The 25,485-nt window shown below is 64.1% G+C and carries 22 protein-coding genes; 10 read left to right on the top strand and 12 right to left on the bottom strand.

Annotation, left to right across the window (positions count from 1 at the left end; all coding sequences use genetic code 11):
* Positions 1 to 10 precede the first annotated feature (10 nt).
* The gene (locus GV002_RS05830; protein ID WP_160017467.1) at positions 11 to 1,015 is read right to left on the bottom strand and encodes a TRAP transporter substrate-binding protein; all 1,005 of its coding nucleotides are present in this window, start codon (positions 1,013 to 1,015) and stop codon (positions 11 to 13) included.
* Between the two features lie 119 nt (positions 1,016 to 1,134).
* On the bottom strand, positions 1,135 to 2,055 hold the full coding sequence (locus tag GV002_RS05825; RefSeq protein ID WP_160017466.1) for a LysR family transcriptional regulator: 921 nt from the start codon (positions 2,053 to 2,055) through the stop codon (positions 1,135 to 1,137).
* Positions 2,056 to 2,223: 168 nt separating this feature from the next.
* Here GV002_RS05825 and GV002_RS05820 point away from each other — a divergent pair, with 168 nt between their 5' ends.
* Both GV002_RS05820 and GV002_RS05815 read left to right on the top strand, forming a co-directional pair.
* The gene (locus GV002_RS05820; protein ID WP_160017465.1) at positions 2,224 to 3,426 is read left to right on the top strand and encodes a CaiB/BaiF CoA transferase family protein; all 1,203 of its coding nucleotides are present in this window, start codon (positions 2,224 to 2,226) and stop codon (positions 3,424 to 3,426) included.
* Between the two features lie 154 nt (positions 3,427 to 3,580).
* Positions 3,581 to 4,516, top strand: a complete 936-nt coding sequence (locus GV002_RS05815) for a hydroxymethylglutaryl-CoA lyase (protein ID WP_160017464.1) — start codon at positions 3,581 to 3,583, stop codon at positions 4,514 to 4,516.
* 199 nt (positions 4,517 to 4,715) lie between these two features.
* On the opposite strand, the gene GV002_RS05810 is transcribed toward GV002_RS05815, so the two are convergent.
* The 6 genes from GV002_RS05810 to GV002_RS05785 form a co-directional block, all read right to left on the bottom strand.
* Positions 4,716 to 5,711, bottom strand: a complete 996-nt coding sequence (locus GV002_RS05810) for a TRAP transporter substrate-binding protein (RefSeq protein ID WP_160017463.1) — start codon at positions 5,709 to 5,711, stop codon at positions 4,716 to 4,718.
* A 130-nt stretch (positions 5,712 to 5,841) separates the two neighbouring features.
* A complete protein-coding gene (locus GV002_RS05805) occupies positions 5,842 to 6,663 on the bottom strand; it encodes an HpcH/HpaI aldolase/citrate lyase family protein (RefSeq protein ID WP_160017462.1) in 822 nt (273 codons plus the stop codon).
* Positions 6,664 to 6,814: 151 nt separating this feature from the next.
* The gene (locus GV002_RS05800; RefSeq protein ID WP_160017461.1) at positions 6,815 to 8,014 is read right to left on the bottom strand and encodes a CaiB/BaiF CoA transferase family protein; all 1,200 of its coding nucleotides are present in this window, start codon (positions 8,012 to 8,014) and stop codon (positions 6,815 to 6,817) included.
* A 158-nt stretch (positions 8,015 to 8,172) separates the two neighbouring features.
* Positions 8,173 to 9,525 carry an MmgE/PrpD family protein gene (locus tag GV002_RS05795; RefSeq protein WP_160017460.1) on the bottom strand — a complete coding sequence of 451 codons (1,353 nt, stop codon included), beginning with the start codon at positions 9,523 to 9,525 and terminating at the stop codon, positions 8,173 to 8,175.
* 109 nt (positions 9,526 to 9,634) lie between these two features.
* On the bottom strand, positions 9,635 to 10,798 hold the full coding sequence (locus GV002_RS05790) for an acyl-CoA dehydrogenase family protein (protein WP_160017459.1): 1,164 nt from the start codon (positions 10,796 to 10,798) through the stop codon (positions 9,635 to 9,637).
* 73 nt (positions 10,799 to 10,871) lie between these two features.
* A complete protein-coding gene (locus GV002_RS05785; protein WP_160017458.1) occupies positions 10,872 to 11,699 on the bottom strand; it encodes an FAS1-like dehydratase domain-containing protein in 828 nt (275 codons plus the stop codon).
* Between the two features lie 200 nt (positions 11,700 to 11,899).
* Between GV002_RS05785 and GV002_RS05780 the strand changes: the two genes are divergently transcribed.
* Positions 11,900 to 12,787, top strand: a complete 888-nt coding sequence (locus tag GV002_RS05780; RefSeq protein WP_160017457.1) for a LysR family transcriptional regulator — start codon at positions 11,900 to 11,902, stop codon at positions 12,785 to 12,787.
* A gap of 418 nt (positions 12,788 to 13,205) precedes the next feature.
* On the top strand, positions 13,206 to 13,760 hold the full coding sequence (locus tag GV002_RS05775) for a nucleoside deaminase (protein WP_160017456.1): 555 nt from the start codon (positions 13,206 to 13,208) through the stop codon (positions 13,758 to 13,760).
* Positions 13,761 to 13,869: 109 nt separating this feature from the next.
* Here GV002_RS05775 and GV002_RS05770 read toward each other — a convergent pair whose 3' ends face one another.
* The gene (locus tag GV002_RS05770; RefSeq protein WP_160017455.1) at positions 13,870 to 15,423 is read right to left on the bottom strand and encodes a sigma-54-dependent transcriptional regulator; all 1,554 of its coding nucleotides are present in this window, start codon (positions 15,421 to 15,423) and stop codon (positions 13,870 to 13,872) included.
* Between the two features lie 434 nt (positions 15,424 to 15,857).
* Between GV002_RS05770 and phhA the strand changes: the two genes are divergently transcribed.
* The 6 genes from phhA (at position 15,858) to ggpS (ending at position 23,617) form a co-directional block, all read left to right on the top strand.
* Positions 15,858 to 16,643: a phenylalanine 4-monooxygenase gene (gene phhA, locus GV002_RS05765; RefSeq protein WP_160017454.1), complete on the top strand. Its 786-nt coding sequence runs from the start codon at positions 15,858 to 15,860 to the stop codon at positions 16,641 to 16,643.
* Positions 16,644 to 16,782: 139 nt separating this feature from the next.
* The gene (locus GV002_RS05760; protein ID WP_178094608.1) at positions 16,783 to 17,181 is read left to right on the top strand and encodes a 4a-hydroxytetrahydrobiopterin dehydratase; all 399 of its coding nucleotides are present in this window, start codon (positions 16,783 to 16,785) and stop codon (positions 17,179 to 17,181) included.
* Positions 17,178 to 18,377 (top strand): amino acid aminotransferase, encoded by a 1,200-nt coding sequence (locus GV002_RS05755; protein ID WP_160017453.1) that lies wholly within the window; start codon positions 17,178 to 17,180, stop codon positions 18,375 to 18,377. The genes GV002_RS05760 and GV002_RS05755 overlap by 4 nt, the downstream gene beginning before the upstream one ends.
* A gap of 84 nt (positions 18,378 to 18,461) precedes the next feature.
* Positions 18,462 to 19,805: a DUF2254 domain-containing protein gene (locus GV002_RS05750; protein WP_160017452.1), complete on the top strand. Its 1,344-nt coding sequence runs from the start codon at positions 18,462 to 18,464 to the stop codon at positions 19,803 to 19,805.
* Between the two features lie 145 nt (positions 19,806 to 19,950).
* Positions 19,951 to 21,213: an MFS transporter gene (locus GV002_RS05745; RefSeq protein ID WP_160017451.1), complete on the top strand. Its 1,263-nt coding sequence runs from the start codon at positions 19,951 to 19,953 to the stop codon at positions 21,211 to 21,213.
* A gap of 145 nt (positions 21,214 to 21,358) precedes the next feature.
* Complete coding sequence (gene ggpS / locus GV002_RS05740; protein WP_160017450.1) at positions 21,359 to 23,617, top strand: glucosylglycerol-phosphate synthase; 2,259 nt, start codon at positions 21,359 to 21,361, stop codon at positions 23,615 to 23,617.
* Positions 23,618 to 23,805: 188 nt separating this feature from the next.
* On the opposite strand, the gene GV002_RS05735 is transcribed toward ggpS, so the two are convergent.
* The 3 genes from GV002_RS05735 to GV002_RS05725 form a co-directional block, all read right to left on the bottom strand.
* On the bottom strand, positions 23,806 to 24,225 hold the full coding sequence (locus tag GV002_RS05735; RefSeq protein WP_160017449.1) for a VOC family protein: 420 nt from the start codon (positions 24,223 to 24,225) through the stop codon (positions 23,806 to 23,808).
* Positions 24,226 to 24,227: 2 nt separating this feature from the next.
* A complete protein-coding gene (locus GV002_RS05730; protein ID WP_160017448.1) occupies positions 24,228 to 24,662 on the bottom strand; it encodes a YciI family protein in 435 nt (144 codons plus the stop codon).
* A 208-nt stretch (positions 24,663 to 24,870) separates the two neighbouring features.
* Positions 24,871 to 25,404: an REP-associated tyrosine transposase gene (locus GV002_RS05725; RefSeq protein WP_160017447.1), complete on the bottom strand. Its 534-nt coding sequence runs from the start codon at positions 25,402 to 25,404 to the stop codon at positions 24,871 to 24,873.
* Between the last annotated feature and the right edge of the window lie 81 nt (positions 25,405 to 25,485).

Raw genomic sequence — 25,485 nt, 5'->3', positions numbered from 1 at the left:
ACTGTAAGGCTTACGGCTGGTTGGCGGCTTGCGCGGCTTCGATCACATCACTGCCGATCTCGGCCTCGAACTTCTTCCACGCCGGGCGCACGGCGTCACGCCAGACGGCACGCTGCTCGGGCGTCAGGGTGATGATCTCGCTCTTGCCGGTGGCGACGATGGCCTGGCGCGCTTCGGTATTCAGCGCCTCTGCCTGCTTGTTCACCTCGACGGTCACCTCGTCGACGATCTGTTCCAGTTCGCTGCGGATATCCGCCGGCAGGCCGTTCCAGAACTGGGTGTTGGTGATCAGCAGATAGTTGCCGATGGCATGGTTGGACTCGGTCATGTACTTCTGCACCTCGAAGTACTTCTGCGAGTAGATGTTCGACCAGGGGTTGTCCTGGGCGTTGACCACGCCGGTCTGCAGACCCTGGTAGATCTCGGCGAAGGCCATCTTGCGCGGCACCGCGCGCAGGGCGCTGTACTGCGCGGCCTGCAGGTCGGACGGTTGCACGCGGAATTTCTGCCCACGGGCATCGGCCGGCTCCACCAGCGGCTTGTTGGCGGTGAGCTGACGCATGCCGTTGAGCCAGTAGGCCAGGCCGGTGATGCCCTTGCTCTCCATCGACTTGAGCAGCGCCTTGCCCTTGTCCGAAGACTGGAAGCGCTGCGCGGCGGCGACGTCATCGAACAGGAACATCATGTCGAACAGCTGCAGCTGCTTGGTGTACTGCTCCAGCTTGGACGGTGCCGGCGCCAGCATCTGTACTTCGTTGAGCAGCAGGGCTTCCATTTCCTTGCCATCGCCATACAGCGAGGAGTTGGCGTAGACGTCGACCTTGACCTTGCCGGCCAGGCGCTCCTCCACCAGTTTCTTGAACAGCAGCGCGCCCTGGCCCTTCGGCGTGCTGTCAGCGGTGATATGGGAAAACTTGATCAAGATCGGATCGGCTGCGTGTGCCGAGAGTGCGCCAAGCAGCGCGCAACCGGCGAGCACGCCGGCCAGGCCACGACGGACGAAAGAAAACTTCATGGAAAGCTCCTGTTGTTTTTGTCTGAGCGTCGAGGGCGGATCGCCGTCGATTGGCCCGGACTCTACTCCGCCGTCCCCCCACGCTGAAATTCACATTTGGACAACCGAGCCTTCGGCATTCACGAAGGCAGCGCAGAACCCTCCCCTGCCGCGCCACTGTTTCTCAGGTGATCGAGCATCTGCTTCGCGGTCAGCGAAAGGTTGTCCTGATTGCGCACCGCCACCTTGAGTTCGCGCCGGGCCCAGGGATCGTGCAGCGGGATCACCCGCACATCGAGCGCCGGCAAATAGGTGCGCACCGCCAGATCCGGCAACACACCGACGCCCATGCCGGTGTGGATCATCCGGCAGATGGCTTCGAAGCTGCGCACCTGGATGCGCAGGCGCAGGGCCACCCCCTGGCTGTGCGCCGAGTGCTGTAGCAGGCCGTGCAAGGACGCGTCCTGCTGCAGGCCGATGAAGTCGTAGCCCACCGCCTCGCGCAGGAACAGGCCGTCGCGTTCGGCCAGCGGATGCTCACGCGGAGTGACCAGCACCAGCTGGTCATGGCGGTAGGTGAACACCTGGAGGTCCTCGGCCGGCACATGCCCAGCGAAGATGCCGATATCGGTCAGCCCCTCGCGCACGGCGCGGATGGTCTCGCTGCTGACGCGCTCTTCCAGGTCGATCTTCACCTGCGGGTGCAGACGGCTGAAGCTGGCCAGATCCTCGGGCAGAAACTCGATCACCGCCGAGGTGTTGGCGTGGATGCGCACATGGCCTTTGACCCCTTCGCTGAACTCGCTGAGGTCGGCGTTGAGCTGTTCGAGGTTGTCCATCATGTTGCGCGCGTGGTGCAGCAGCGCGTGACCGGCCGGGGTCAGCTCGACGCCCTTGGGCTGGCGATAGAGCAGCGTGATGCCGAGCTGGTTTTCCAGGTCGCTGACACGCTTGCTCACCGCTGCCAGGGCCAGGTGCTCGCGCTCGGCGGCGCGGGTCAGGCTGCGCTCGTCGGCGATGGCGACGAACAGCTTGAGAGTGACGAAATCGATGCGGCGCATCAGGGTCTCCATTTCGTGCCTGGCGAAGCGAAGCTGCCAGAAAGCTGATTTACAGCATGCCACTTCGCGATACGCGAAGCCTAGCTTGGCCATTGGGCAATTGTCGGCACCGCTGCGCTGCGCCATTCTGCGCACCACGAGAAACGCACAGGCAAATCAGGTGCAGCCATGACTCAGAGCAATAACAGCAACATGGCCCTGCAGGGGCTCAAGGTGATCGAGATGGGCCAGCTCATCGCCGGTCCCTTCGCCAGCAAAATGCTCGGCGAATTCGGCGCCGAGGTGATCAAGATCGAGCCGCCGGGCGTCGGCGATCCGCTGCGCAAATGGCGCAAGATCAAGGACGGCACCTCGCTCTGGTGGCACGTGCAGTCGCGCAACAAGCGCTCGCTGACCCTCGACCTGAAGCAGGCCGAAGCGCAGGACATCGTCCGTCGCCTGGTGAGTGAGGCCGACGTGCTGGTGGAGAACTTCCGTCCCGGCACGCTGGAAGGCTGGGGCCTGAGCTACGAGGCGCTGAAGGCGATCAACCCGCGCCTGATCATGCTGCGCATCTCCGGCTACGGGCAGACCGGCCCCTACCGCGACCTGCCCGGTTTCGGCGTGATCGGCGAAGCCATGGGCGGCCTGCGCCACCTCTCTGGCTACCCCGGCCAGGCACCGGTGCGCGTCGGCATCAGCATCGGTGACTCGCTGTCATCGCTGTACGGCGTGATCGGCGTACTGCTGGCCCTGCAGGAGCGTGCGCGCAGCGGCGAAGGCCAGGAAATCGACGTGGCGCTGTACGAGTCGGTGTTCGCCATGATGGAAAGCCTGATCCCCGAATACGACGCCTTCGGCTACGTCCGCGAGCCGGCCGGCAGCGCCCTGCCCGGCATCACGCCGTCCAACTCCTACCCCTGCAACGACGGCAGCTACGTGCTGATCGCCGGCAATGGCGACAGCATCTACAAGCGCCTGATGAGCCTGATCGGCCGCGACGACCTGGGCAATGACCCGCGCCTGGCGCAGAACGACGGGCGCAGCCAGCACGCCGAGCTGATCGACGGTGCCATCGCCGAATGGACCGCGCAGCGCGGCCGCGATGAAGTGATCGAAGCCCTCAAGGGCGCGCGCGTACCGGCCGGCTATCCCTACACCGCCGCCGACATCGTGCAGGACCCGCACTACCTGGCGCGGCAGATGATCGAGCAGGTGCAGACCAGTGTCGGCCCGCTCAAGGTACCGGGCGTGCTGCCCAAGCTGAGCCGTACACCGGGCCGTATCGGCACCGGCGGCCCGCAGTTGGGCGAGCACAACGACGACATCCTCGCCGGCCTAGGCCTGAGCGCGGAACAGGTCGCCGGCCTGCGCGAGCGCGGCATCATCTAACGACCGATAGCTCCCACGCTCTGCGTGGGAGCACCGCTCAGGACGCTCTGCGTCCGCCCCTAACAACAGCCGACGCAGAGCGTCGCAAGATGCGTTCCCACGCGAACGGTTCGACGCCTCGACGTGAGGAACGATCAACAACCAGGATCACACCATGAGCAAACGCCTTTACATCCAGGACGTCGCCACCCGCGACGGCTTCCAGATCGAAGCCACCTTCGTGCCGACCGAAGACAAGATCGCCCTGATCGACCGTCTGTCCCACACTGGCCTGGCCAAGGTCGAAGTCACCTCTTTCACCTCGCCCAAAGCCATTCCCAACCTGCGCGATGCCGAAGAGGTGATGCGTAGCATCCAACGCGTGGCCGGTGTCGAGTACACCGTGCTGGTACCCAACGTGAAGGGCTGCGAACGCGCGCTGTCGTGCGAAGTGGACGAGATCAACCTGGTGATGTCCGCCAGCGACACCCACGGCCTGGCCAACCTGCGCATGACGCCGGAGCAGTCGCTGGCGCAGTTCGCCGAGATCATCGAGGTCAGCCGTGGCAGCGGCGTGTTCATCAACGCCTCGCTGTCGACCACTTTTGGTTGCCCGTTCGAAGGCGAGGTCAGCGAAGCCCGCGTCTATGGCCTGATCCAGCGTCTGCTGGAGATCGGCGTACAGGGCGTGACCCTGTGCGACACCACCGGCATGGCCGACCCGGCGCAGGTCGAGCGCATCTGCCGCGAAGCCCTGCAACGCTGGCCCGAGGCGGTATTCACCGCGCACTTCCACAACACCCGTGGCATGGGCCTGGCCAACGCCCTGGCGGCACTGAATGCCGGTATCGACCGCTTCGACGCCTCACTCGGCGGCCTCGGCGGCTGCCCCTATGCCCCGGGCGCCAGCGGCAATATCTGCACCGAAGACCTGGTGCACATGTTCCAGCGCATGGGCCTGGACACCGGCGTGAACCTCGATGCCCTGCTCGACGCTGCCGCTTCCCTGCCCGGCCTGATCGGCCACGAGGTGCCAGGCGCCATCCTCAAGGCCGGCAAATCCGATCGTCGTTACCCTAAGCCCAAGTGGATGCAGGAGGCCGGGCTCTGAAGCTCGGCTGCCAAGTCGCGGCTGAAGCCCCTCCCACACGATGGTGCTGGTCTGAGGTAAAGCTGAACGGCGTGCGGCTTTAGCCATACCCCATCGCCTACCCAAAAGGCTATGCCCTTCCAATATTGTGGGAGGGGCTTTAGCCGCGACAAAAAAAGCCCGGTGCAAGCACCGGGCTTTTTCATGTCAGGGTGAACGATCAACCCTGGTTGGACTTCTCGGCCGCCTGGATCAGCTCGGCGCCGATCTCCTTTTCGAACTTCTGCCACACCGGGCGCATCGCCTCACGCCATTGGGCGCGCTGCTGCGGGGTCAGCTCGATGATCTCAGTGGTGCCAGCCTTGGCAATATCCTCTTTGGCCGTGCGGTTGAGTTCGTCAGCCTGCTTGTTCACCTCGACGGAAACCTCGGCCATGATCGTTTCCAGCTCGCTGCGCACGTCATCCGGCAGCCCCTTCCAGAATGTGGTGTTGGTGATCACCATGTAGTCGATCAGGCCATGATCGGAGTCGGTCATGTACTTCTGAACCTCGTGCACCTTCTGGCTGTAGTAGTTCGACCAGGTGTTCTCGGTGCCGTTGACCACCCCCGTCTGCAGCCCTTGATAAACCTCGGCGAAGCTCATCTTGCGCGGGTTGGCGCGCACCGCCTTGAACTGCTCTTCCAGTACAGCGGAAGCCTGCACGCGGAATTTCAGGCCACGGGCATCGGCCGGATCGCGCAGCGGCTTGTTGGCCGACATCACCTTCAGCCCGTTGTGCCAGTAGGCAAGGCCGGTGATGTTCTTGTCTTCCATGGAAGTCAGCAGACCACGCCCCTCAGGGCTGGCCTGGAAGCGATCGACCGCGGCCATGTCGTCGAACAGAAACGGCAGGTCGAAGATCTGCACCGACTTGGCGTACTGCTCGAACTTGGCCAGCGACGGCGCCAGCATCTGCACGTCGCCAAGCAGCAACGCCTCCATTTCCTTGCCATCGCCGAACAGCGAGGAGTTGGGGTAGACCTCCACCTTCACCCGGCCTGGCAGGCGCTCTTCAGCCAGTTGCTTGAACAGCAACGCCCCCTGGCCCTTGGGCGTATTGTCCGCCACCACATGGGCGAACTTGATGAGGATGGGTTCATCGGCAGCCTGGACCAGACCGGCACAGGACAGGATGGCGGCGCAGGCGAGCGCCTTGGCGGTGAGTTTGAACATGACGTTACCTCGTTGTTGTTGTAGGTCGGTACGTGGTTACAAGGTGGCTGACTGCCTCGGCAGCCAGCCGTTTTTTGTAGGAGCCGGCTTGCCGGCGATCTGCTGAGATGCATCGCCCGCCAGCGGGCTCCTACGGTTCTCCTGCGCGCTGCAGCAAGCGACGAGCGCGACCGAGTACGGGGGCGTCGACCATCTGGCCGTCCACCACGAAGACGCCTTCGCCGCTGCTGGCCGCCGTCATTACGCGACGCGCCCAGGCCAATTCCTGGTCCGCCGGGCGCAAGGCGTCGTGGACGATTTCGATCTGGGTCGGGTGGATGCAGAGCAAACCATCGAAGCCCATGTCGCGCGCATCACGCGTCGTACGGGCCAGACCGTCGCGGTCCTCGATGGCGGGAAATACGCTGTCCAGCGGCGCTGCCAGGCCCACTGTGCGCGAATGCAGCAGCAAGGCGTAACGGGCCTGATCGAGAATGCGTTCGGCCGCTGCGCTGCCGCTGCTCAGACCGAGATCCAGCCCCAGGTCGAGCGCGCCGAAGGACAAACGCTCGACGCCTTCCGCGCGGGCGATTTGCGCCAGCGCCAGCACCCCCGCCGCACTCTCGATGATCGGCCACACCGGCTTGCCACAAGCAGCCACCCGCGCCACCTGCACAGCGCTTTCCACCTTGGGTAGCAACACGCCAACGACACCGGCATGGCGTGCGCAAAGTTCGATATCGGCGCCATGGCCGGCATGCTCCGGCGCGTTGATGCGCACCAGCAGACGGGCCTCGGGATTGGCCGTCAGGAAGGCATCGAGATTGGCCCGCGCCTCGATCTTGAGGCTCTCCTGCACGGCGTCTTCCAGGTCGACGATGACTGCATCGGCGCCGACGGCGAGCGCCTTGGGAATACGCTCAGGGCGACTCGCCGGCACGAACAGGGCACTGCGAATGATCGGATTGCTCATGATCTACCCTCTTCGAACACAGGCGACTGGTGGACGAAAAGAGCGTCGTCCACCCTACGCAGCGACTTGCGGCGCGTAGCCCGGATGAAATCCGGGAGCGGTCTGATGGCAGCCAAGAAATTCCCGGATTGCATCCGGGCTACGGTCGGACTCATACGGCCCCCTGCTGATGCAGGCGCTGGATGTCATCGGCGGCATAACCCAGCTCGGCGAGCAGTGCATCGGTGTGCTGGCCCAGCGCCGGAATGGCGTCCATGCGCGGTTCGAAGGCGCTGTTGCGCCCTGGCGGCAGCAGCGCCGGCAGGCTGCCGCTGGGGCTGTCGACCTGGCGCCAGCGCTGCCGCGCTTGAAGTTGCGGATGAGCCCAGACGCCAGCCATGTCGTTGACCTGGGCATTGGCGATCTGCGCCTGCTCCAGGCGCTCGATGACCTGCGCCGCGCTCATGCGCGAGAAGGCCTCGACGATGATGGCGCGCAGCTCACTGCGATTGGCCGAGCGTTTGGAGTTGGCGCAAAAGCGCTCGTCGCTGGCCAGCGCCGGCTGCTCCAGCACCTTGTCGCAGAACGCAGCCCATTCGCGCTCGTTCTGCAGGCCGAGCATCACCGTGCCGCCGTCACCGGCCGGGAAAGGGCCGTAGGGATAGATGGTCGAGTGTGCGGCACCGGCACGCGGTGGCGGCGTGGCGCCGTCGTAGGCGTAGTACAGCGGGTAACCCATCCATTCCACCAGGCTTTCCAGCATCGACACGTCGACGCGGCTGCCGACACCGGTCTTGCCACGCAGCATCAGGGCCGAAAGCACACCGGTGTAGGCATACATGCCAGCGGCGATATCAGCGATGGAGCAGCCGGCCTTGGCCATCTCCTCCTCGCCCGGCCCACCGGTAACGGAGAGAAAGCCGCCCTCGCTCTGGATCAGCAGGTCGTAGGCTTTCTTCTGCTCGTACGGGCCGCCCTCGCCGTAGCCGGAGATGTCGCAGACGATCAGCGTGGGAAAGCGTTCGTGCAGCGCCTCGAACGACAGGCCCATGCGCGCGGCGGCACCCGGTGCCAGGTTCTGTACCAGCACGTCGGCACTGGCCAGCAGGCTGCCGAGCACCTGCATCGCATCGTCCTGCTTGAGGTCGAGGGTCAGGCTTTCCTTGGAGCGGTTGGTCCAGACGAAATGCGAGGCCAGGCCGCTGACCCGCTCGTCGTAGCCACGGGCGAAATCGCCACTGCCGGGGCGTTCGACCTTGATCACCCGCGCGCCGAGGTCGGCGAGTTGGCGGGTGCAGAACGGCGCGGCGATGGCGTGCTCCAGGCTGACCACGGTGATGCCATCCAGTGGACGGGGGTTACTTTGAGTCATGTCGAAAACCTCATTTACTCAGGCGCCACAGCATCCTTGTAGGAGCGGCGGGCGGCGTACCGCTTTATCCGCGAAGACGTATGTCGATCCCACACAACTGCAGCGCCTAACACATTGCATTCGCGGATGAATCCGCTCCCACAGATTGGCTGTTCTCATCACACCAGGTGGCGCAGATCGTCCATCTCGCGCAGGCGCCAGACCCGCTCGATCAGCACACCCGCCTCATCGCTGCTGCGCTTGCCGGCGAAGGCCAGCAGGCGGCGAAACTTGTCTTCCAACTCGACGCGGCTGAGGGTGTTGCCGGGGTCGCCCTTGGGCTCGTCGATGGCGCCACGCAGGGTTCGGCCATCGGTAGTGAGCACCTCGATGCGGCCCAGCCAGCGCTGCGGGTAGGCCACATCCACCTCCGGGTCGAGGCGCATCAGCACCTTGTCACGGAAGGCGGCCACCGCTGGGTCCTGCAACGCTAGGTTGGCGAACTCGGTCAGTTGCGCGCTGCCATACACGGCGATCAGACCGAGCACGGTGCCCATGGAGAACTTGGCCTGGTGCACCGTCTGCGGCACCTTCACGCGGCCGAGCACATCGATGGCGCCCTGATGCACGCGGGCGATGACGCGCTCGATCTGCTCGTGACGCAGGCCTTCGCGCTGCATCAGATCGAGCAGCGCGTCAGCCGCCGGATGGGTATGACGGCAGGAAGCGTGGAACTTGAACGAGGTCTCCACCAGCGCCCAGCGCCGACCGAGACGGTCCGACAGCTTGCTCGGGTCGGCATCGCGCGACATACCGGCGGCCATGCCCTGCTCGCCTTCGAGAATGTTCTGCGCGCCGGTCAGGCCCTGCTCGGTGAAGTACGCCGCCAACAGACCATCAGCGGCGGCCTTGGCGGTATGCAGTTGCTTGGAGTCGGCGGCATCGCGCAGGAACTCCCACAGCCCGGCGGCCTGGGTGCCGGCATTGCCAAGCAGATGGATGAACTGCTGCTGATCGAAATCCAGCAGCTTGCCCACGGCCACCGCAGCGGCCAAGGTGCCGACGGTGGCCGTGGTGTGGAAGATGCGGTAGTGCGAGCGGCCAAGGAATTCGCCGATGCGGATACCCGCCTCGTAGCCGGCCACCGAGGCCAGCAGCAGCTCGCGACCGGACTTGCCGAGGTCCTGCGCGGCCGCCAGGGCCGCCGGGAATACCACGGTGGCCGGGTGCAGCACCGAGCTGTTGTGCAGGTCGTCCTGCTCCACCAGGTGCGAGGAGGCACCGTTGACCAGCGCGGCGAAGTACGCCGAGGTGCCGCGACCGTTGACCAGGATGCGCGCCGGGCCGTCGGCCGGGCCCATCTTCTGCGCGTAGGCCTCGAACAGCGGAATCGGCCGCGCGCCCTCGCTAGCCAGTGCCGAGCCCAGCCAGTCGAGGAACAGGTCTTCGGTGCGATCCAGCACGTGCTCGGGAATCTGCTCGTAGGACAGTTTGGCGAGGAATCCAGCCAATGCCTGGGTGTGCTGACTCATCTTGATGCTCTCCAATTCGTAGGGCGGAAAACCGCGATGCGTCTTCCGTCATGCAGGTGGTGGATGTAAAAGCGACAGCTACGCGCCCCGATCCACCCTACGTTTACAGTCAGAACGAACGCGGCAGCTCGAGCAGATGCTCGGCCACGTAGCTCAGAATCAGGTTGGTGGAGATCGGCGCGACCTGGTACAGGCGGGTTTCGCGGAACTTGCGCTCGACGTCGTACTCGTTGGCGAAGCCGAAGCCACCGTGGGTCTGCAGGCAGGCGTTGGCCGCCTCCCAGCTAGCCTTGGCCGCCAGATACTTGGCCATGTTGGCGGCGGCACCGGCATTGCGCCCGGCGTCGTATTCCTCGCAGGCGCGCCAGCGCATCAGGTCGGCGGCCTCGATCTCGATGTGCGCCTCGGCGATGGGGAATTGCACGCCCTGGTTCTGCCCGATGGGGCGGCCGAACACCACACGATCACGGGCGTACTGCGCGGACTTCTCGATGAACCAGCGGCCATCGCCGATGCACTCGGCGGCGATCAGCGTGCGCTCGGCATTGAGGCCGTCGAGGATGTAGCGGAAACCCTTGCCCTCTTCGCCGATCAGACTGCTGGCGGGAATCTCCAGGTTGTCGAAGAACAGCTCGTTGGTCTCGTGGTTGACCATGTTGGCAATCGGCTGCACGGTCAGGCCGTTGCCAATGGCTTCGCGCAGATCGACCAGGAAGATCGACATGCCTTCGGACTTGCGTTGCACCTCGGCCAGCGGCGTGGTGCGCGCCAGCAGGATCATCAGGTCGGAATGCTGGACGCGCGAGATCCACACCTTCTGGCCGTTGATCACGTACTTGTCGCCCTGGCGCACGGCGGTGGTCTTGATCTTGGTGGTGTCGGTGCCGGTGGTCGGCTCGGTGACGCCCATCGACTGCAGGCGCAGCTCACCGCTGGCCAGCTTGGGCAGGTAGTAGCGCTTCTGCTCCTCGCTGCCGTTACGCAGCAGGGTGAACATGTTGTACATCTGCCCGTGAATGGTGCCGGAGTTGCCACCGCAGTGGTTGACCTCCTCGAGGATCACCGACGCCTCGGCCAGGCCCAGGCCCGAGCCGCCGTATTCTTCCGGGATCATCGCCGACAGCCAGCCGGCCTCGGTCATGGCGCTGACGAAGGCTTCCGGGAAGCCTTTCTCCTCATCGATCTTGCGCCAGTATTCGGCGGGAAATTCCGCACACAGGGCGCGCACGCCTTCGCGGATGGCATTGAGTTCTTCGTTGTTGTAGGCGTTCATCACAGTTCCTCGGTAAGCCGTAGCCCGGATGCAATCCGGGAGCGATTTCCCGGATTGCATCCGGGCTACACAATCAGTCGAATTGCACCTCGGCGCGCTGCGCCAGGCCGGCCTCGTTGCCCGCCCACAGCTCAGCCAGGCCTTCACCGCTGATGCGCCCACCGACCTCGAACGGCTGCGGCGCAATCAGCGGCCGCAGGCCGCGATAGGCGAAACGGCGCAGGCGCACCTGCGGGTTGGCGCGGCAGAAGGCGCGCAGGTTCAGGGTGGCGGTCAGCGGGCCGTGCACCACCAGGCCGCTGTAGCCTTCGGTTTCGGTGACATAGGGCCAGTCGTAATGGATGCGGTGACCGTTGAAGGTCACTGCGCTGTAGCGAAACAGCAGGGTGCTGGACGGCGTGACCGCCTCGCGCCAGTCACCGGCGACCAGCGGCTCGCCACTGCTGGCCTTGGGCGGGCTGGGCTCGCGGTAGACGATGTCCTGCTCCTCGCGGATGGCCAGTTGGCCGTCCTGCAGGTAGTCGTGCTGCACGGTGACGAACAGCAGCGCGCCGGTGCGGCCATGTTTCTCTTCGATGTGCTTGATGGTCGATACCCGACTGGCTTCGCCACCCACGCGCAGTGGCTGGATGAACTCGATACGGCCGCCGGCCCACATGCGATTGCGGTTGTCGGCCGGCGGCAGGAAGCCACCGCGCGCCGGATGGCCGTCTTCGCCCAGGCCGCTCTCGGCGACCGGCTCCTGGAAGAACGCCCAATGCCACAAAGGCGGCAGCGCCTCGCCATGGGCCGGCGTGACTTCGCCAAAGGTAGCCGCGATGTGCTTGACCAGGTTGCGGCTGAGTTGGTCGTGAACTTCTTCGCTACGACCGATCCAGGCGGAAAAAGCAGAATCACTCATGGGGCAGGTTCCAGCTCGGTTCTTGTGTGAGCTGTAGCATGCGACGCCGCTTGCGTTCAGAGAATCCGCATTTATTTAAACCGGCGTTCGGATATGCTTAACGCTAATCCTGTAGGAGCCCGCTTGCGGGCGATGCTTTACAGATCGCCAGTGATCGCCCGCAAGCGGGCTCCTACGAATGACCTCAGGAAATGGCCACCATGCATTTCGATCTGCCCGACCTGCGCCTGTTCATCCATATCGCCGAGTCGCCCAGCCTGACCCAGGGCGCGCGCAAGGCATTCCTTTCGCCGGCCGCCGCCAGCGCACGGATCAAGGCACTGGAAGGTCAGCTCGGCAGCCGCCTGCTGTACCGCGACAGCCGTGGTGTCGAGCTGACCCCGGCCGGTCAGCGCCTGCTGCAGCATGCGCGGCTGATCATGCGCCAGGTGGATTACCTGAAGAGTGAATTCACCGAATACGGCACCGACGCCGCCGGGCATATGCGCATCTTCGCCAACACCACGGCGGTGACCGAGTTCCTCCCCGAGGTGCTGGCCGGTTTTCTCGCCGAACGCCCCGGCGTCACCGTCGATCTGCAGGAGCGCCTGAGCCGCGACATCGTGCGTGGCGTACTCGATGGCGCGGCGGATCTGGGCATCATCGCCGGCCCGGTGCAGGCGCCCGGCCTGCAGGTACTGCACTTCAGCACCGACCGCCTGGTGCTGGCCGTGCCGCTGGGTCATGCCCTGGCGCAGCGGCAGACGGTCAGCCTCGGCGACACCCTCGCCTACCAACACATCGGCCTGCACGAGGGCAGCACCCTGCTGAGTTTCCTGCGCGAACAGGTGGAGAAACTCGGCGGCAACCTGGCCCTGCGTATCCAGGTCTCCAGTTTCGAGGCGATCTGTCGGATGATCGAAGGCGGCGTCGGCATCGGCATTATCCCCGAGTCGGCCGCACGTCGGCACAGCCGCACCATGCAGTTGGCCATCCTGCAGCTGGACGAAGCCTGGGCGGTGCGCGAACGCAGCATGCTGGTGCGTGAGCTGGATGCGCTGCCGGGCAGCGTGCGGGCGCTGATCGACCGGCTGAACCAGGGTGTATAGCGCCAGGCGAAATCACGGGTAAAAAAAAGGGCGACCAATTTGGTCGCCCGCCCATTCAAGGCATTCCTCGAGAGGAATGCGGAAACGCTTGCACCCAAATCACGCAGGATGATCGGGACGGCCTCAGTGTCGCCGTAGCCCCATGCCCTGCCTATTGCACCAAGGTCGTAGGGTCTGTACGAAAAGTGCCTGCGCTCGGTGATGCTGCGTTAAAAACAGGCTCGTGTGCGAGCCCGGTCAGAATGCTCATTTACAGCTCGTAAAGTCGAACGCGACCCCGGCCGTTCTTCGCCTGTTTTTGCGGGGCCGCCATCGGTATTGCCTGACCTTCGCTCGACGACTTTTCGTACAGACCCTAGGGCGCCAGTCACAGGGCAGGCCATACTCACGCGACGCCTTTTTGGCCCTGGAGGCACCCATGAACCCGGAGTACCTCGCCCTGCTGCAGCAGGCACCAGCCAGCACCCATGTCGATGACACCTGGGCCCGGCTCTGTTGCGAACAGGCCCTGCTGGCGCTTGAGGAAGGCTGTTACGCGGTCGGTGCATTGCTGGTGGATGACGCAGGTGAGCTGTTGTGCAGCGGTCGGAATCAGGTGTTCGCTGCGGCGTACAGCAGCGCCGCTCACGCCGAGATGCAGGTGCTCGACCAGCTCGAAGCCGAACACGCACAGATCGACCGTGGGCGCCTGACGCTCTACGTCAGCCTCGAACCCTGCCTGATGTGCTACGGCCGTATCCTGCTGGCCGGCATCACCCGCGTGCGCTACCTGGCGCGCGACCGCGATGGCGGCTTCGCCCTGCGTCACGGGCGCCTGCCACCGGCCTGGGCCAATCTCGCCTCCGGCCTTTCGGTGGTTCAGGCTACGGCCGATCCCTACTGGCTGCATCTCGCCGAGCAGGTCATCGTCGGCCTGCAAGACCGACGGACCATGCGCGAGCGCGTGGCCGCAGCCTGGCGCGGCGGGCGTTGAGCGCAGGGTGCGCCCGCACCAAAAATGGCAGACGTAGGGTGCGCCATGCGCACCGAAATTTGCGGGCATCCGCCAGGACCAGCGGAGCCATTGGTGCGCGCGGCGCACCCTACTCCTTGCCCAGGCCATGCTGCCGCAGCTTGTTGGCGATGGTGGTATGGGAAACACCGAGGCGCTTGCCCAACTGGCGGCTGCTGGGATGGTCGTGGAATAGCCGCTCCAGCACTGCCTTCTCGAAACGGCCGAGGATATCGTCGAGGCTGCCTTCCACTGAAAACTCGCCCAACGGCTGCGGCGCGCCGTAGTCTGGCAGGCGGATATGCTCGGCCTTCACCGTACCGCCATCGCACAACGAAACCGCCTGGAACAGCACGTTCTCCAGCTGCCGCACGTTGCCCGGCCAGTGGTAATGGGCCATGCGCTCGAAGGCCTGCGGCGCCAGTTTCGGCAGCGCGCAACCTATCTGCCGACTGGCGGAATCGAGAAAGTGCTCGACCAGCGGCGCCAGGCCGTCGAGGCATTCGCGCAGCGGCGGGATGTGCAGGCTGAGCACGTTGAGGCGGTGGTAGAGGTCCTGGCGGAACTCGCCATGGGCGCAGAGTTCGGACAGATCGACCTGGGTGGCGCAGATCACCCGCACGTCTAGGTACACCTCCTCGTCGCTGCCGACGCGGCGGAAGCAGCCGTCCTGCAGAAAGCGCAGCAGCTTGGCCTGCAGGCGCGGGCTCATCTCGCCAACGCCGTCGAGAAACAGCGTGCCGCCGGCGGTCAGCTCCAGCAGACCGAGCTTGCCTTCCGGGCGTGCGCCTTCGAAGGCGCCGGGGCCGTAACCGAACAGCTCGGTCTCGGCCATGGATTCCGGCAGGCCGGCGCAGTTGAGCGCCATGAAGGGCGACTGCCCGCGCGGGCTGGCCAGGTGACAGGCGCGCGCCAGCAATTCCTTGCCAGTGCCGGTTTCACCTTCGATCAGCAGCGGTGCATCCAGCGGCGCCATGCGTCGCGCCTCCTTGACCACCGCCGCCATGACTTTCGAGCTCTGGAAGATCGAGTCGAAGCCGCGCAGCTCCTGCTTGCGCACATGGTAGATGCGCTCACCGACGCGGTCGGCGCGGTGCAGGGTCAGCACGGCACCGGCCAGTGCCTCGCTGTCGTCGTGTTCGTTCTGCAGCGGCGCGATATCGGCGAGAAATACATCGCCCTTGATCTTCACCCGCAGCCCGTTGATCCGCGTCTTGTTGGCGCGAACCAGCTCGGGCAGATCGAAATCCTCGGCATAGCGCGACAGTGCCATGCCCGGCACCTCGTCCACGCGTACGCCGAGCAACTGCGCGGCGCTGCGGTTGGCGGCGACGATGCTGCCGGCCATATCGATGGACAACACGGGAAAATCCAGCGCACCGAGCAGCGCATTGAGCTCCAGGTGACGCCGTTCGCTGGGCATCAGCCCCACACGCTTGACGCCGAACACGCCGGCAATGGCCTCGAACTTCGGCCTTAGCGCTTGGAACTGCAAATTGATCAGATTCGGGCAGTGCAGGTAGATGGCGTTGCCCTGCTCACCCCCGACTTCGCCACGGGCGACGTTGATGCCGTAGTCGACCAGCAGGTTGAGGATGTCACGCAGGATGCCGACACGGTTCTGGCAGTGGACCTTGATACGCATGGCTCAGGCTCTTGTTAGACGCCATCCACGGCCTGCTGCGCGTCGGCGCTACTGCGTTAAAAACGAGCTGGATCGCCAGCCCGGTCGTAATGCTCATGTACAAAAGTACAGTCGCCCGCGACCCCGGCCGCTCCTCTCTCGTTTTCGCCTTGTATCGCTCTAGCTCGTGAGGCCGTGAACAGCGTCTTGATCTTGTTGTTGTGGCCGCCGAGTCGTAGAAATCAACGATGGCGGCATAATTTCCGTCAAGAATATGTGACAGCAGAGCACAGCAGCAAGCCGATAAATCGCCATACCGGCAATATCGTAATAAAAATTTTACAGTTTCTGAGCGCAATGCCGGGCAGCGCTGCTTATGGGCACCATTTCAACCCGAACAATCGTCGGCATGCTTGGGTCAAGACAAGAACAACAGCCCCCTCAAGGAGGCAGCGATGAAGAGTACGCAGTACCTGGCCCGGGACCCGGACGAGAGTGGCTTTATCCACTACCCGGAAAGCGAACATCAGGTGTGGAACACCCTGATCACTCGCCAGCTGGAAGTCATTCAGAACCGCGCCTGCCAGGAATACCTGGACGGCATCGAGCAGCTCGGTCTACCCATGGAGCGGATTCCGCAGCTCGGTGAGATCAACCGGGTGCTCGAGTCCACCACCGGTTGGCGCGTGGCGCGAGTACCGGCGCTGATCCCCTTCCAGACCTTCTTCGAGCTGCTGGCCAGCAAGCAGTTTCCCGTTGCCACCTTCATCCGTACGCCCGAAGAATTGGACTACCTGCAGGAACCGGACATCTTCCACGAGATCTTCGGTCACTGCCCCATGCTGACCAACCCCTGGTTCGCCGAATTCACCCATACCTACGGCAAGTTGGGCCTCAAGGCCACGAAAGAGCAACGTGTCTACCTGGCGCGGCTGTACTGGCTGACCATCGAGTTCGGCCTGCTCGACACCCCGGCCGGCAGGCGCATCTACGGCGGCGGCATCCTCTCGTCGCCGAAGGAAACCCTCTACGCCCTGTCCGACGCCCCCGAGCACCAGGCATTCGATGCGCTGGAGGCGATGCGCACACCGTATCGCATCGATATCCTGCAGCCGGTGTACTTCGTCCTGCCCGAGCTCAAGCGCCTGTTCGAGCTGGCTCATGAAGACATCATGGCGCTGGTGCATCAGGCCATGCAGTTGGGCTTGCACGCGCCGAAATTTCCGCCGAAAGCGGCGTAGCCTTTTAGCCCCTCGCCCGTTTATGCGAACGGGCAGTGGTTCACGCAGCCTTTATCCTGCACAGGAAACGCTTCGTGTCTTCACTGCGTCGAACACCCCAGATGAGTAGCCCGGATGCAATCCGGGATCGTTCACAGACATGGCCCCGGATTTCATCCGGGCTACGAATAATCAGGAGAGCCTCATGTCCCTTGCCCAAGCCCAATGCGAAGCCTGCCGCGCCGATGCGCCGAAAGTGACCGATGAAGAACTGGCCGAGCTGATCCGCGAGATCCCCGACTGGAACATCGAGGTACGCGGCGACCACATGGAGTTGGAGCGCGTGTACCTGTTCAAAAACTTCCGCCACGCCCTGGCGTTCACCAACGCGGTTGGCGCCATCGCCGAGGAAGTCGGCCACCACCCGGCTCTGCTCACCGAATGGGGCAAGGTCACCGTCACCTGGTGGAGCCACGAAATGCGCGGCCTGCACCGCAACGACTTCATCATGGCCGCACGTACCGATGTGCTGGCAGCCAGCGCCGAGGGCCGCAAGTGAGCCACTTCGCCCAGGTCACCCGCGTGCCGGGCGACCCCATCCTCAGCCTGATGGAAGCCTATCGCCTCGACAGCAACCCGGCGCGCCTGGACCTCGGCGTCGGCGTCTACAAGGACGCTCAGGGCCTGACGCCAATCCCACGTGCGGTGAAGCTTGCCGAGCAGCGCCTGATCGATATCGAGCAAACCAAGACCTACATCGGTGGTCACGGCGACGCGACATTCGGCACGCTGCTGAGCCAACTGGTGCTGGGCGCTGACTCGGCCCTGCTCGCCGAGCAGCGTGCCGCCGCGACGCAAACGCCAGGTGGCACCGGCGCCCTGCGCCTGGCAGGTGACTTCATCCGCCACTGTCTGCCGGGGCGCGGTATCTGGCTGAGCGATCCGACCTGGCCGATCCATGAAACCCTGTTCGCCGAAGCCGGGCTCAAGGTCGGTCACTACCCTTACGTCGGCGCCGACAATCGCCTCGACGTGGAGGCCATGATCGCTGCCCTCACCCACCTGCCCAAGGGCGACGTGGTGCTGTTGCATGCCTGCTGCCACAACCCCACCGGCTTCGACCTCACCCCGCGCGACTTCAAGCGTGTGCTGGAAGTGGTCAAGGCGCGTGAACTGCTGCCGCTGATCGACTTCGCCTACCAGGGCTTCGGTGATGGCCTGGAGCAGGACGCCTGGGCCGTGCGCCTGTTCGCCGCCGAACTGCCGGAGCTGCTGATCACCAGTTCCTGCTCGAAGAACTTCGGCCTCTACCGCGAGCGCACCGGCGCGCTGATCGTCTGCACCGGCGACGCCGAAAAGCTCGTCGACATCCGCAGCCAGCTGGCGTCCATTGCCCGCAACCTGTGGTCGACGCCGCCGGCCCATGGCGCCGCCGTGGTGGCGCAGATTCTCGGCGACGAAGAACTCAAGGCGCTGTGGCTGGACGAGCTGAAAAACATGCGCCTGCGCGTCGCCAGCCTGCGTCACGGCCTGGTCGAGGCACTGGCACCGCACGGTCTGAGCGAGCGCTTCGCGCACATAGCCGAGCAACGCGGCATGTTCTCCTACACCGGTCTGTCGCCGTTGCAGGTGCAACGCCTGCGTGAGGAATTCAGCGTGTACATGGTCGGCAGTGGCCGCGCCAACGTCGCCGGGCTGGACGCCAGCCGACTGGATCAGTTGGCCGACGCCATCGCCCGGGTCTGCGTGAACTGAGTCCGCAGGCGGTAGTCTCAAAGACCGCCGCCTGCCCACTTCACGGCTATAGTGCGGTCATCGCCATTCACGACGGATTCGCCAATGGCCGTACCCAGCAACATTCTCTTTCGCGCCTACCAGCGCATCATCCACAGCCTGGCGTTCTACCCGACGCTGATCGCCATCGGCTTCTTCCTGCTGTGCCTGCTGACCATGGCCATCGAATACCAGCCCTGGATGATGACGCTCAAGGGGCATTTCGATCTTGGCCTGGTGCGCAACGCCGACAACGCCAGGCTGATTCTCGGCACCCTGGTGGCCGGCATTCTGTCGCTGATGGTGTTCAGCTTCTCGATGGTCATGGTGGTGCTCAACAATGCTGCGGCATCGCTTTCGCCACGGGTGATTCCGGGATTGATCAGCAGCAAGGGCCACCAGAAAACCCTGGGCATCTACCTCGGCAGCATCCTCTACGCACTGCTGCTGATCACCACCATCGAACAGGGCAACAGCGACCGTGTGCCGAGCCTCGGCGTGCTGATCACCCTGGTGCTGGGCATCACCTGCCTGGGTCTGTTCGTGCACTTCATCCGTTCGATCTCGCAGTCGATTCAGGTCGAGCACATCCTCAGCAACCTCTACAACGCCAGCCTGGCAAAGCTCGATGCCTGCAGCGGCGGCCCGGCCTCGCGCGACGCCGCGCCACAGTGGCCGGACGACCGCGAATGGGTAACCGTCAATGCGCAGCGCAACGGCTACTTCAAGGAACTCAACGTCAAAGAGGTCAACACGCTGCTGCGTCGCCATCAGGTACGCATGACGGTACTCGCCCACCGTGGTTTCTTCGTCAGCGAGGGGCATCCGCTGTTTTGCCTGGAACGTCCGCTGGATGAGGCCGTTTGCCAGCAACTGCTCGACTGCTTCGACTTCTTCATCGAAGAGTACGCCAGCACCCATTACCTCTTCGGTTGCCGGCAGATGTCGGAAATCGCCGTGAAGGCGCTGAGCCCCGGCATCAACGATCCCGGCACGGCGATCAAGACGGTGGACCTGCTCAGCGTGCTGCTGAGTCGGCGCCTGGCGTTGTCCGAGCGAGATTTCGCCAGCCTGCCTGACGAGCCACCACGGCTGTGCTACCAGGAACTGTCGCTGGACCAGTTGCTGCTGCAACTGCTGGGGCCGATACGCGCCTACGGTGCGGCGGATGTCAGCGTACTGGTCAGCCTGCTGCAGGCCTTCAAGAACCTGCTGCATCGCCCCGCCAGCACGCAGCAACGCGCCGACCTGCTGCGCCACGCACGCAGCGTGCGCGATACCGCCGAGCGCCATCTGACCGAGCGTCGCGAGCGCGAGGAAATCAACGATTTCATCACTCGTCTCAACCGCACATTGCAGGACTCGGAGCAGCCGCTGATGCCCCTGCAAATCGCGAACGAAGCACCATGATGGGGCCAAGTTTGCCGCCAAAATATTGCACGACCGTTTATCAGTAAAAATAATCCTTAAAAATCAAATAGATAAAAAACAATCACAAAAAACATGGCGTACTTCATGCTTGCCATCAGGGGCACAGTTCCCTAGGGTAGTTCGCATGTGGTCCCTGATTGCCCCCATCAGTTCGTTGCTGAGCGGGGTCGCGTTACTCCTGCTTGGCAATGGTCTGCTCAACACCCTACTGACCCTGCGTGGCGTCGCCGAAGGCTACTCCACCACGATGCTCGGACTGATCATGTCCGGGTACTTCGTCGGGTTCCTCCTCGGTACCTGGCTGGCGACTCCGCTGGTCAAACGTATCGGGCACATTCGCGCGTTCGCCTGTTGTGCCGCACTGGCCGCCATCGCTGCCCTGCTCCATCTGCTGCTGATCGATCCCTGGGTCTGGTTGCTTCTGCGCGTGCTCTACGGCCTGGGGCTGGTAACGCTGTACATGGTCATCGAGAGTTGGCTCAACGCCCAGGCACCCAACGACAAGCGCGGCCAGGTGTTCGCCGTGTACATGGCGGTCAACCTCGGTGCCCTGGCGCTGGCCCAGCAGTTGCTGCACCTGGCCGACCCGGTGCAGTTCACCCTGTTCGCCATCGCCGCCATCCTCATCAGCGCCGCGTTGATGCCCATTACCCTCACCCGCCAGGCACAGCCAAGTCTGCCCGAGACACCGCCGAGCAACCTGCGCCAACTGTGGACTATCGCGCCGCTGGCCATCGTCGCTGCGGGTTTGTCCGGGCTGGCACTCGGCGCCTTCTGGGGCATGGCGCCGGTCTACGCCAGCCTGGCCGGCTTCGATACGTCCGGCGTCGGCCTGCTGATGACCGCGACCATTCTCGGCGGCGCCCTGCTGCAATGGCCCATCGGTATCTACTCCGATCGCCACGACCGGCGCCAGGTGCTGCTCTGGGTCGTGATACTGGCAGTCGCCCTGGCGCTGATCATGAGCCTGCTGCCAGCCGGCCCGCTGCTGCTCGGCGCCATATTCATCTGGGGCGGCCTGGCCTTCGCCATCTACCCCATCGCCGTGGCGCAACTGATCGACCAGTTGCACAGCGACGAGATCCTTTCCGGCTCCGCCAGCCTGCTGATGGTCAACGGCATCGGCTCGGTGTGTGGGCCGCTGCTGGCCGGCGTACTGATGGAACAACTGGGCGCCGGCGCACTGCCGCTGTATTTCGCCAGCACCCTCGGCCTGCTGGCCGCCTACACCTTTTACCGGCTGCGCCATGTCAGCGATCTGGTCAGCGGCGACGCCGCGCACTTCGTACCCATGCTGCGTACCAGCCCCACGGTGCTGGAGCTGATGCCCGATGCACCGCCACAAGACCACGAAGCCACGGAGGAACCTTCCCCCAACGCCTCCTGAACACCTGGCAGGCTGTTGAAAAACAGCCTGTTGAAGGATGGCTGTTTCGGCAAGGCCGCGAGCCTACCCCAAGCAGCCAGAAACCCGGCCCGTCGGCCGCTCGCATTCGCGCCGAGCCGTACCGGCCACTTCTGGAGAAACAACGATGCTACTTGCTACCGACCTGGATGGAACCTTTCTCGCTGGCGATCCCGAGGATCGCCTGAGCCTTTATCAGACCATCGCCGCTCATCCCGAGATCAAGCTCGCCTACGTCACCGGGCGCAGCCTGGAGGCGGTGCTGCCGCTGCTGGCCGACCCGACGCTGCCGCAGCCTGACTACATCATCGCCGACGTCGGCGCGACGCTGGTACATGGCGACAGCCTGCAACCGATCCAGCCGTTGCAGAGCGTGGTCGACGCCCGCTGGCCCGGAGAAACCCAGGTGGCCAGCGCCATCGAGCCGCTCGGCCTTGAGCGCCAGGACGTACCGCAGGCGCGCCGCTGCTCCTACTTCTGCACACCTGAACAGGCGGCCAACCCGGCGCTGCGCGAGATCGCCGATGAGCTGGGCTGCGACCTGCTCTACTCCGCCGAGCTGTACCTGGACTTTCTGCCCAGGGGCGTGAACAAGGGCAGCAGCCTGCAGGCTCTGGCCGACTGGCTGGAGCTGAGCCACGATCAGGTACTGGCTGCCGGCGATACGCTCAACGACCTGTCCATGCTCAGCGCCAGCTTCCACGGTGTGTGCGTCGGTCAGTCGGAAACCGCCCTGTTGGAGGCCACCGCCAGCCACTCGCGCACCCTGCACGCCACTCGCCCTGGCTGCGGCGGCATTCTCGAAGCCTTCGCCCACTTTGGCTTTCTCGGCGAGCACGGCATCGCTGCCGAACGCCGCCAGGCCGCGCAGCCGGGCAAGGCCGAGCTGGTGATGGTCTATCACCGCCTGCCCTATGAGGAATACCGCAATGACGCCGGCAAGCTGCAGCGCCGTCGCCCGACCTCGCCCAACGGCATCATCCCCACCCTGCTGAGTTTCTTCGGCGATGGCCGCCCCGGCTCCTGGGTGGCCTGGGCCGTGCACGAGGATGGCGACGAGCCGTTCGACAGCCACACCACGGTGGACGCCGAACGCTATCCCAAGCTCACCGCGGCGCGGGTCAAACTGAGCAAGGAAGAAGTGGACATCTTCTACAAGCGCTTCTCCAAGGAAGCCTTCTGGCCGACCCTGCACACCTTCTGGGAGCGCGCCACCTTCAACGAAGACGACTGGCAGGTGTTCCTCAAGGTCAACCGCGCTTTCGCCGAACGTACGGCGCTGGAGGCCGCCGAGGGCGCCATCGTCTGGCTGCACGACTACAACCTGTGGATGGTGCCGGCCTACCTGCGCGAGCTGCGCCCGGACCTGCGCATCGCCTTCTTCCACCACACCTACTTTCCCTCGGCGGACGTGTTCAACGTGCTGCCCTGGCGCCGGCAGATCGTTGGCAGCCTGCTGCAGTGCGACTACATCGGTTTTCACATCCCACGGCAGGTGGAAAACTTCGTCGACGTCGCCCGTGGTGTATTCCCGCTCAAGACCCTGGAGCGGCAGAACTGCGCCCCACGCTTCATCACCTATGGTTGCGCCGTAGGACTGGAGCGCATGACCACCGCACTGGATACCGGCACCCGCCAGGTCAAACTCGGCGCGCACCCGGTCGGGCTGGACATCGAGCGCGTACGTAATGCGCTGGAAGCGCCGAAGATCAAGGAGCTGATGGGCCAGCTGCGCGAGGAAATGAAAGGCGTGAAGCTGATCCTCTCGGTGGAACGGCTTGACTACACCAAAGGCATTCTGGAAAAGCTCAACGCTTACGAGCGCCTGCTGGCCGATAACCCCGAGCTGATCGGCAAGGTCACCCTGGTCACCGTCTGCGTGCCGGCGGCCAAGGAAATGACCATCTACGACGAGTTGCAGACGCAGATCGAACAGGCCGTCGGCCGTATCAATGGCCGCTTCGCCCGCATCGGCTGGACGCCGCTGCAGTTCTTCTTCCGCAGCCTGCCGTTCGAGGAAGTCAGCGCCTGGTATGCCATGGCCGACGTCATGTGGATCACCCCACTGCGCGATGGCCTCAACCTGGTAGCCAAGGAATTCGTCGCCGCCCAGGGCCTGCTGGGTGGACGTGGCGTGCTGGTGCTATCGGAGTTCGCGGGTGCGGCCGCCGAGCTCAAGGGCGCACTTTTGACCAACCCGCACGATCCGGCCGACCTTGCGCAGACCTGCTACCTGGCGCTGAACCTGCCGAAAAGCGAAGCCCAGGCGCGCCTGCGCGAGCTGTTCGACATCGTCTGCTACAACGACATTCGCCGTTGGGGCGAGGAGTTTCTCTCCGGCGTGCAGGTGCAGGAAGAGCCCGAGCCGCTGACGCTGGTGAGCTGAAAAGCGCTTCGCGGCTGAAACGGAATGCCGCCCAGCCGCTCCTACGGAGCTCATTCACTCGGTAGGAGCGGCTTCAGCCGCGAAGGCACATGCTCCTTCCCCAGAACTGCATCCGCACCCGTCGTAGGGTGCGCCGTGCGCACCAAAGCCGACTTAGGCATCTGGGTGGCAACAGGCATAGAACAGGCTCAACCCTGCTGGCTATCGACCATGCAGTTGATCATCCAGGACACGCCGAAACGGTCGGTAAGCATGGCGAAGCGGGTCGCCCAGAAGGTCGCCTGCAGCTCCATCTGCACCGAACCGCCGGCCGACAATGCCTCGTACAGGCGCTCGGCCTCCGGCACGTTGTCCACCTGCAGGGAAACGGAACACCCCTTGATCCCCTCATAGGGGTACTGCGGCAGATTGTCGGAGGCCATCAGCAACTGATCGCCAACGGTCAGGCAGACGTGCATGACACGCTGCTGGTACTCGGCCGGAACCTCCATATCCTCAGGGCTGTCGGCGTAGCGCATCATCTCCAGGTTACCGCCGAAGACCTCGGCGTAGCGGTTGAAGGCGGCCTCGCACTGGCCATCGAACATCAGATAGGCATGAATCTTCATCATTACGCTCCTTGATTTTCACTGCTCATGCGCGCGCGAATACGGTCTTCCTGCTCACGCAACTCGGGGGTGAACTCGGCGCCGAAATCCTCGGCCTCGAAGATCTGTCGAATCTCGATATCGGATTCGCCAGGCATGGGGTTGGGGCAACGCTTGACCCAGTCGATGCAGGCCTGCAGCGATTCGCACCGAAAGATCCAGAAACCGGCTACCAGCTCCTTGGTTTCCATGAAGGGGCCGTCGATCACTGTGCGCTGCGCCCCGGAGAACCGCACCCGTGCTCCCCTGGAGCTCGGGTGCAAACCTTCGGCTGCCTGGATCACACCAGCGGCTGCCAGCTCTTCGTTGTAACGGCCCATGGCCGTCAGCAGCTCTTCGCTGGGCACCAGACCGGCTTCGGAATCGGCCGTCGCTTTGACAATCACCATGAAACGCATCGCCTTTCTCCTTGTTCGAGTCGAAGTCGCGCGCAGGGTGTCTCCCTACGGCTGACAGTGAACCCAGAGTGGGGTTCTATGCAGTAGTCGAATAGGCGACGGAAGAATCGACAGGCACATTGAAAAAAGTTGGTGCGCGCGGCGCACCCTACGAACACTGCCGCTACCCGTAGGGTGTCGCGGGGCCGCCCAGGCCACGCGCACCGCGTCATTCGCCGTACTCACCGTTGTCCACCACTGCATCACCGCCCCAATCGGCCGGATATACGCCCTCCGTCACCAACCGATGAAAGCTCGACCACGGCCAATCCGCCACACGACCGACCAGGCCATGCTTCACCGGATTGAAATGCAGGTAATCCATATGCCGCTGGTAATCGTCGCCATCATGAATGCGATGCTCCCAGAAACGCCGCTGCCACAGCCTCGACTCGCGGCGCAGGCTACGGCTCAAACTGACCGCTCCAGGGATCGCGATTGCCTGGGATGTCAGGCGTTTGATCATCGACCAGCGCGACCCGAAATCTGCATCTCCTTGAGGCATGCGCCAAAGACAATGCAGGTGGTCTGGTAACAGCACACAGCCCTCGATGACGAACGGACGGTGTAGACGGACGCGTTCGATGGCGCGGCGCAGGGCTGCGCGCAATGGCGCATCGGTCAACACCGGGAGGCGCTGATGGCTTACCAGCGTGAAGAAATAGCAGGCGCCCGCATCGCGAGCGCGGCGGTAGTTGGACATTCCCTGTCTCCTGAATCCTTGCCGGCAGATTCAGGATAGTCGGTGGTGCGCACAGCGCACCCTACGGTGGCGCATCTCGGC

Source organism: Pseudomonas sp. 8O, assembly GCF_902506495.1.
Lineage (GTDB): Bacteria > Pseudomonadota > Gammaproteobacteria > Pseudomonadales > Pseudomonadaceae > Aquipseudomonas > Aquipseudomonas chaetocerotis.
The sequence above is the reverse complement of the archived record's forward strand: the minus strand, read 5'-3'. Positions and strand labels throughout refer to the sequence as shown.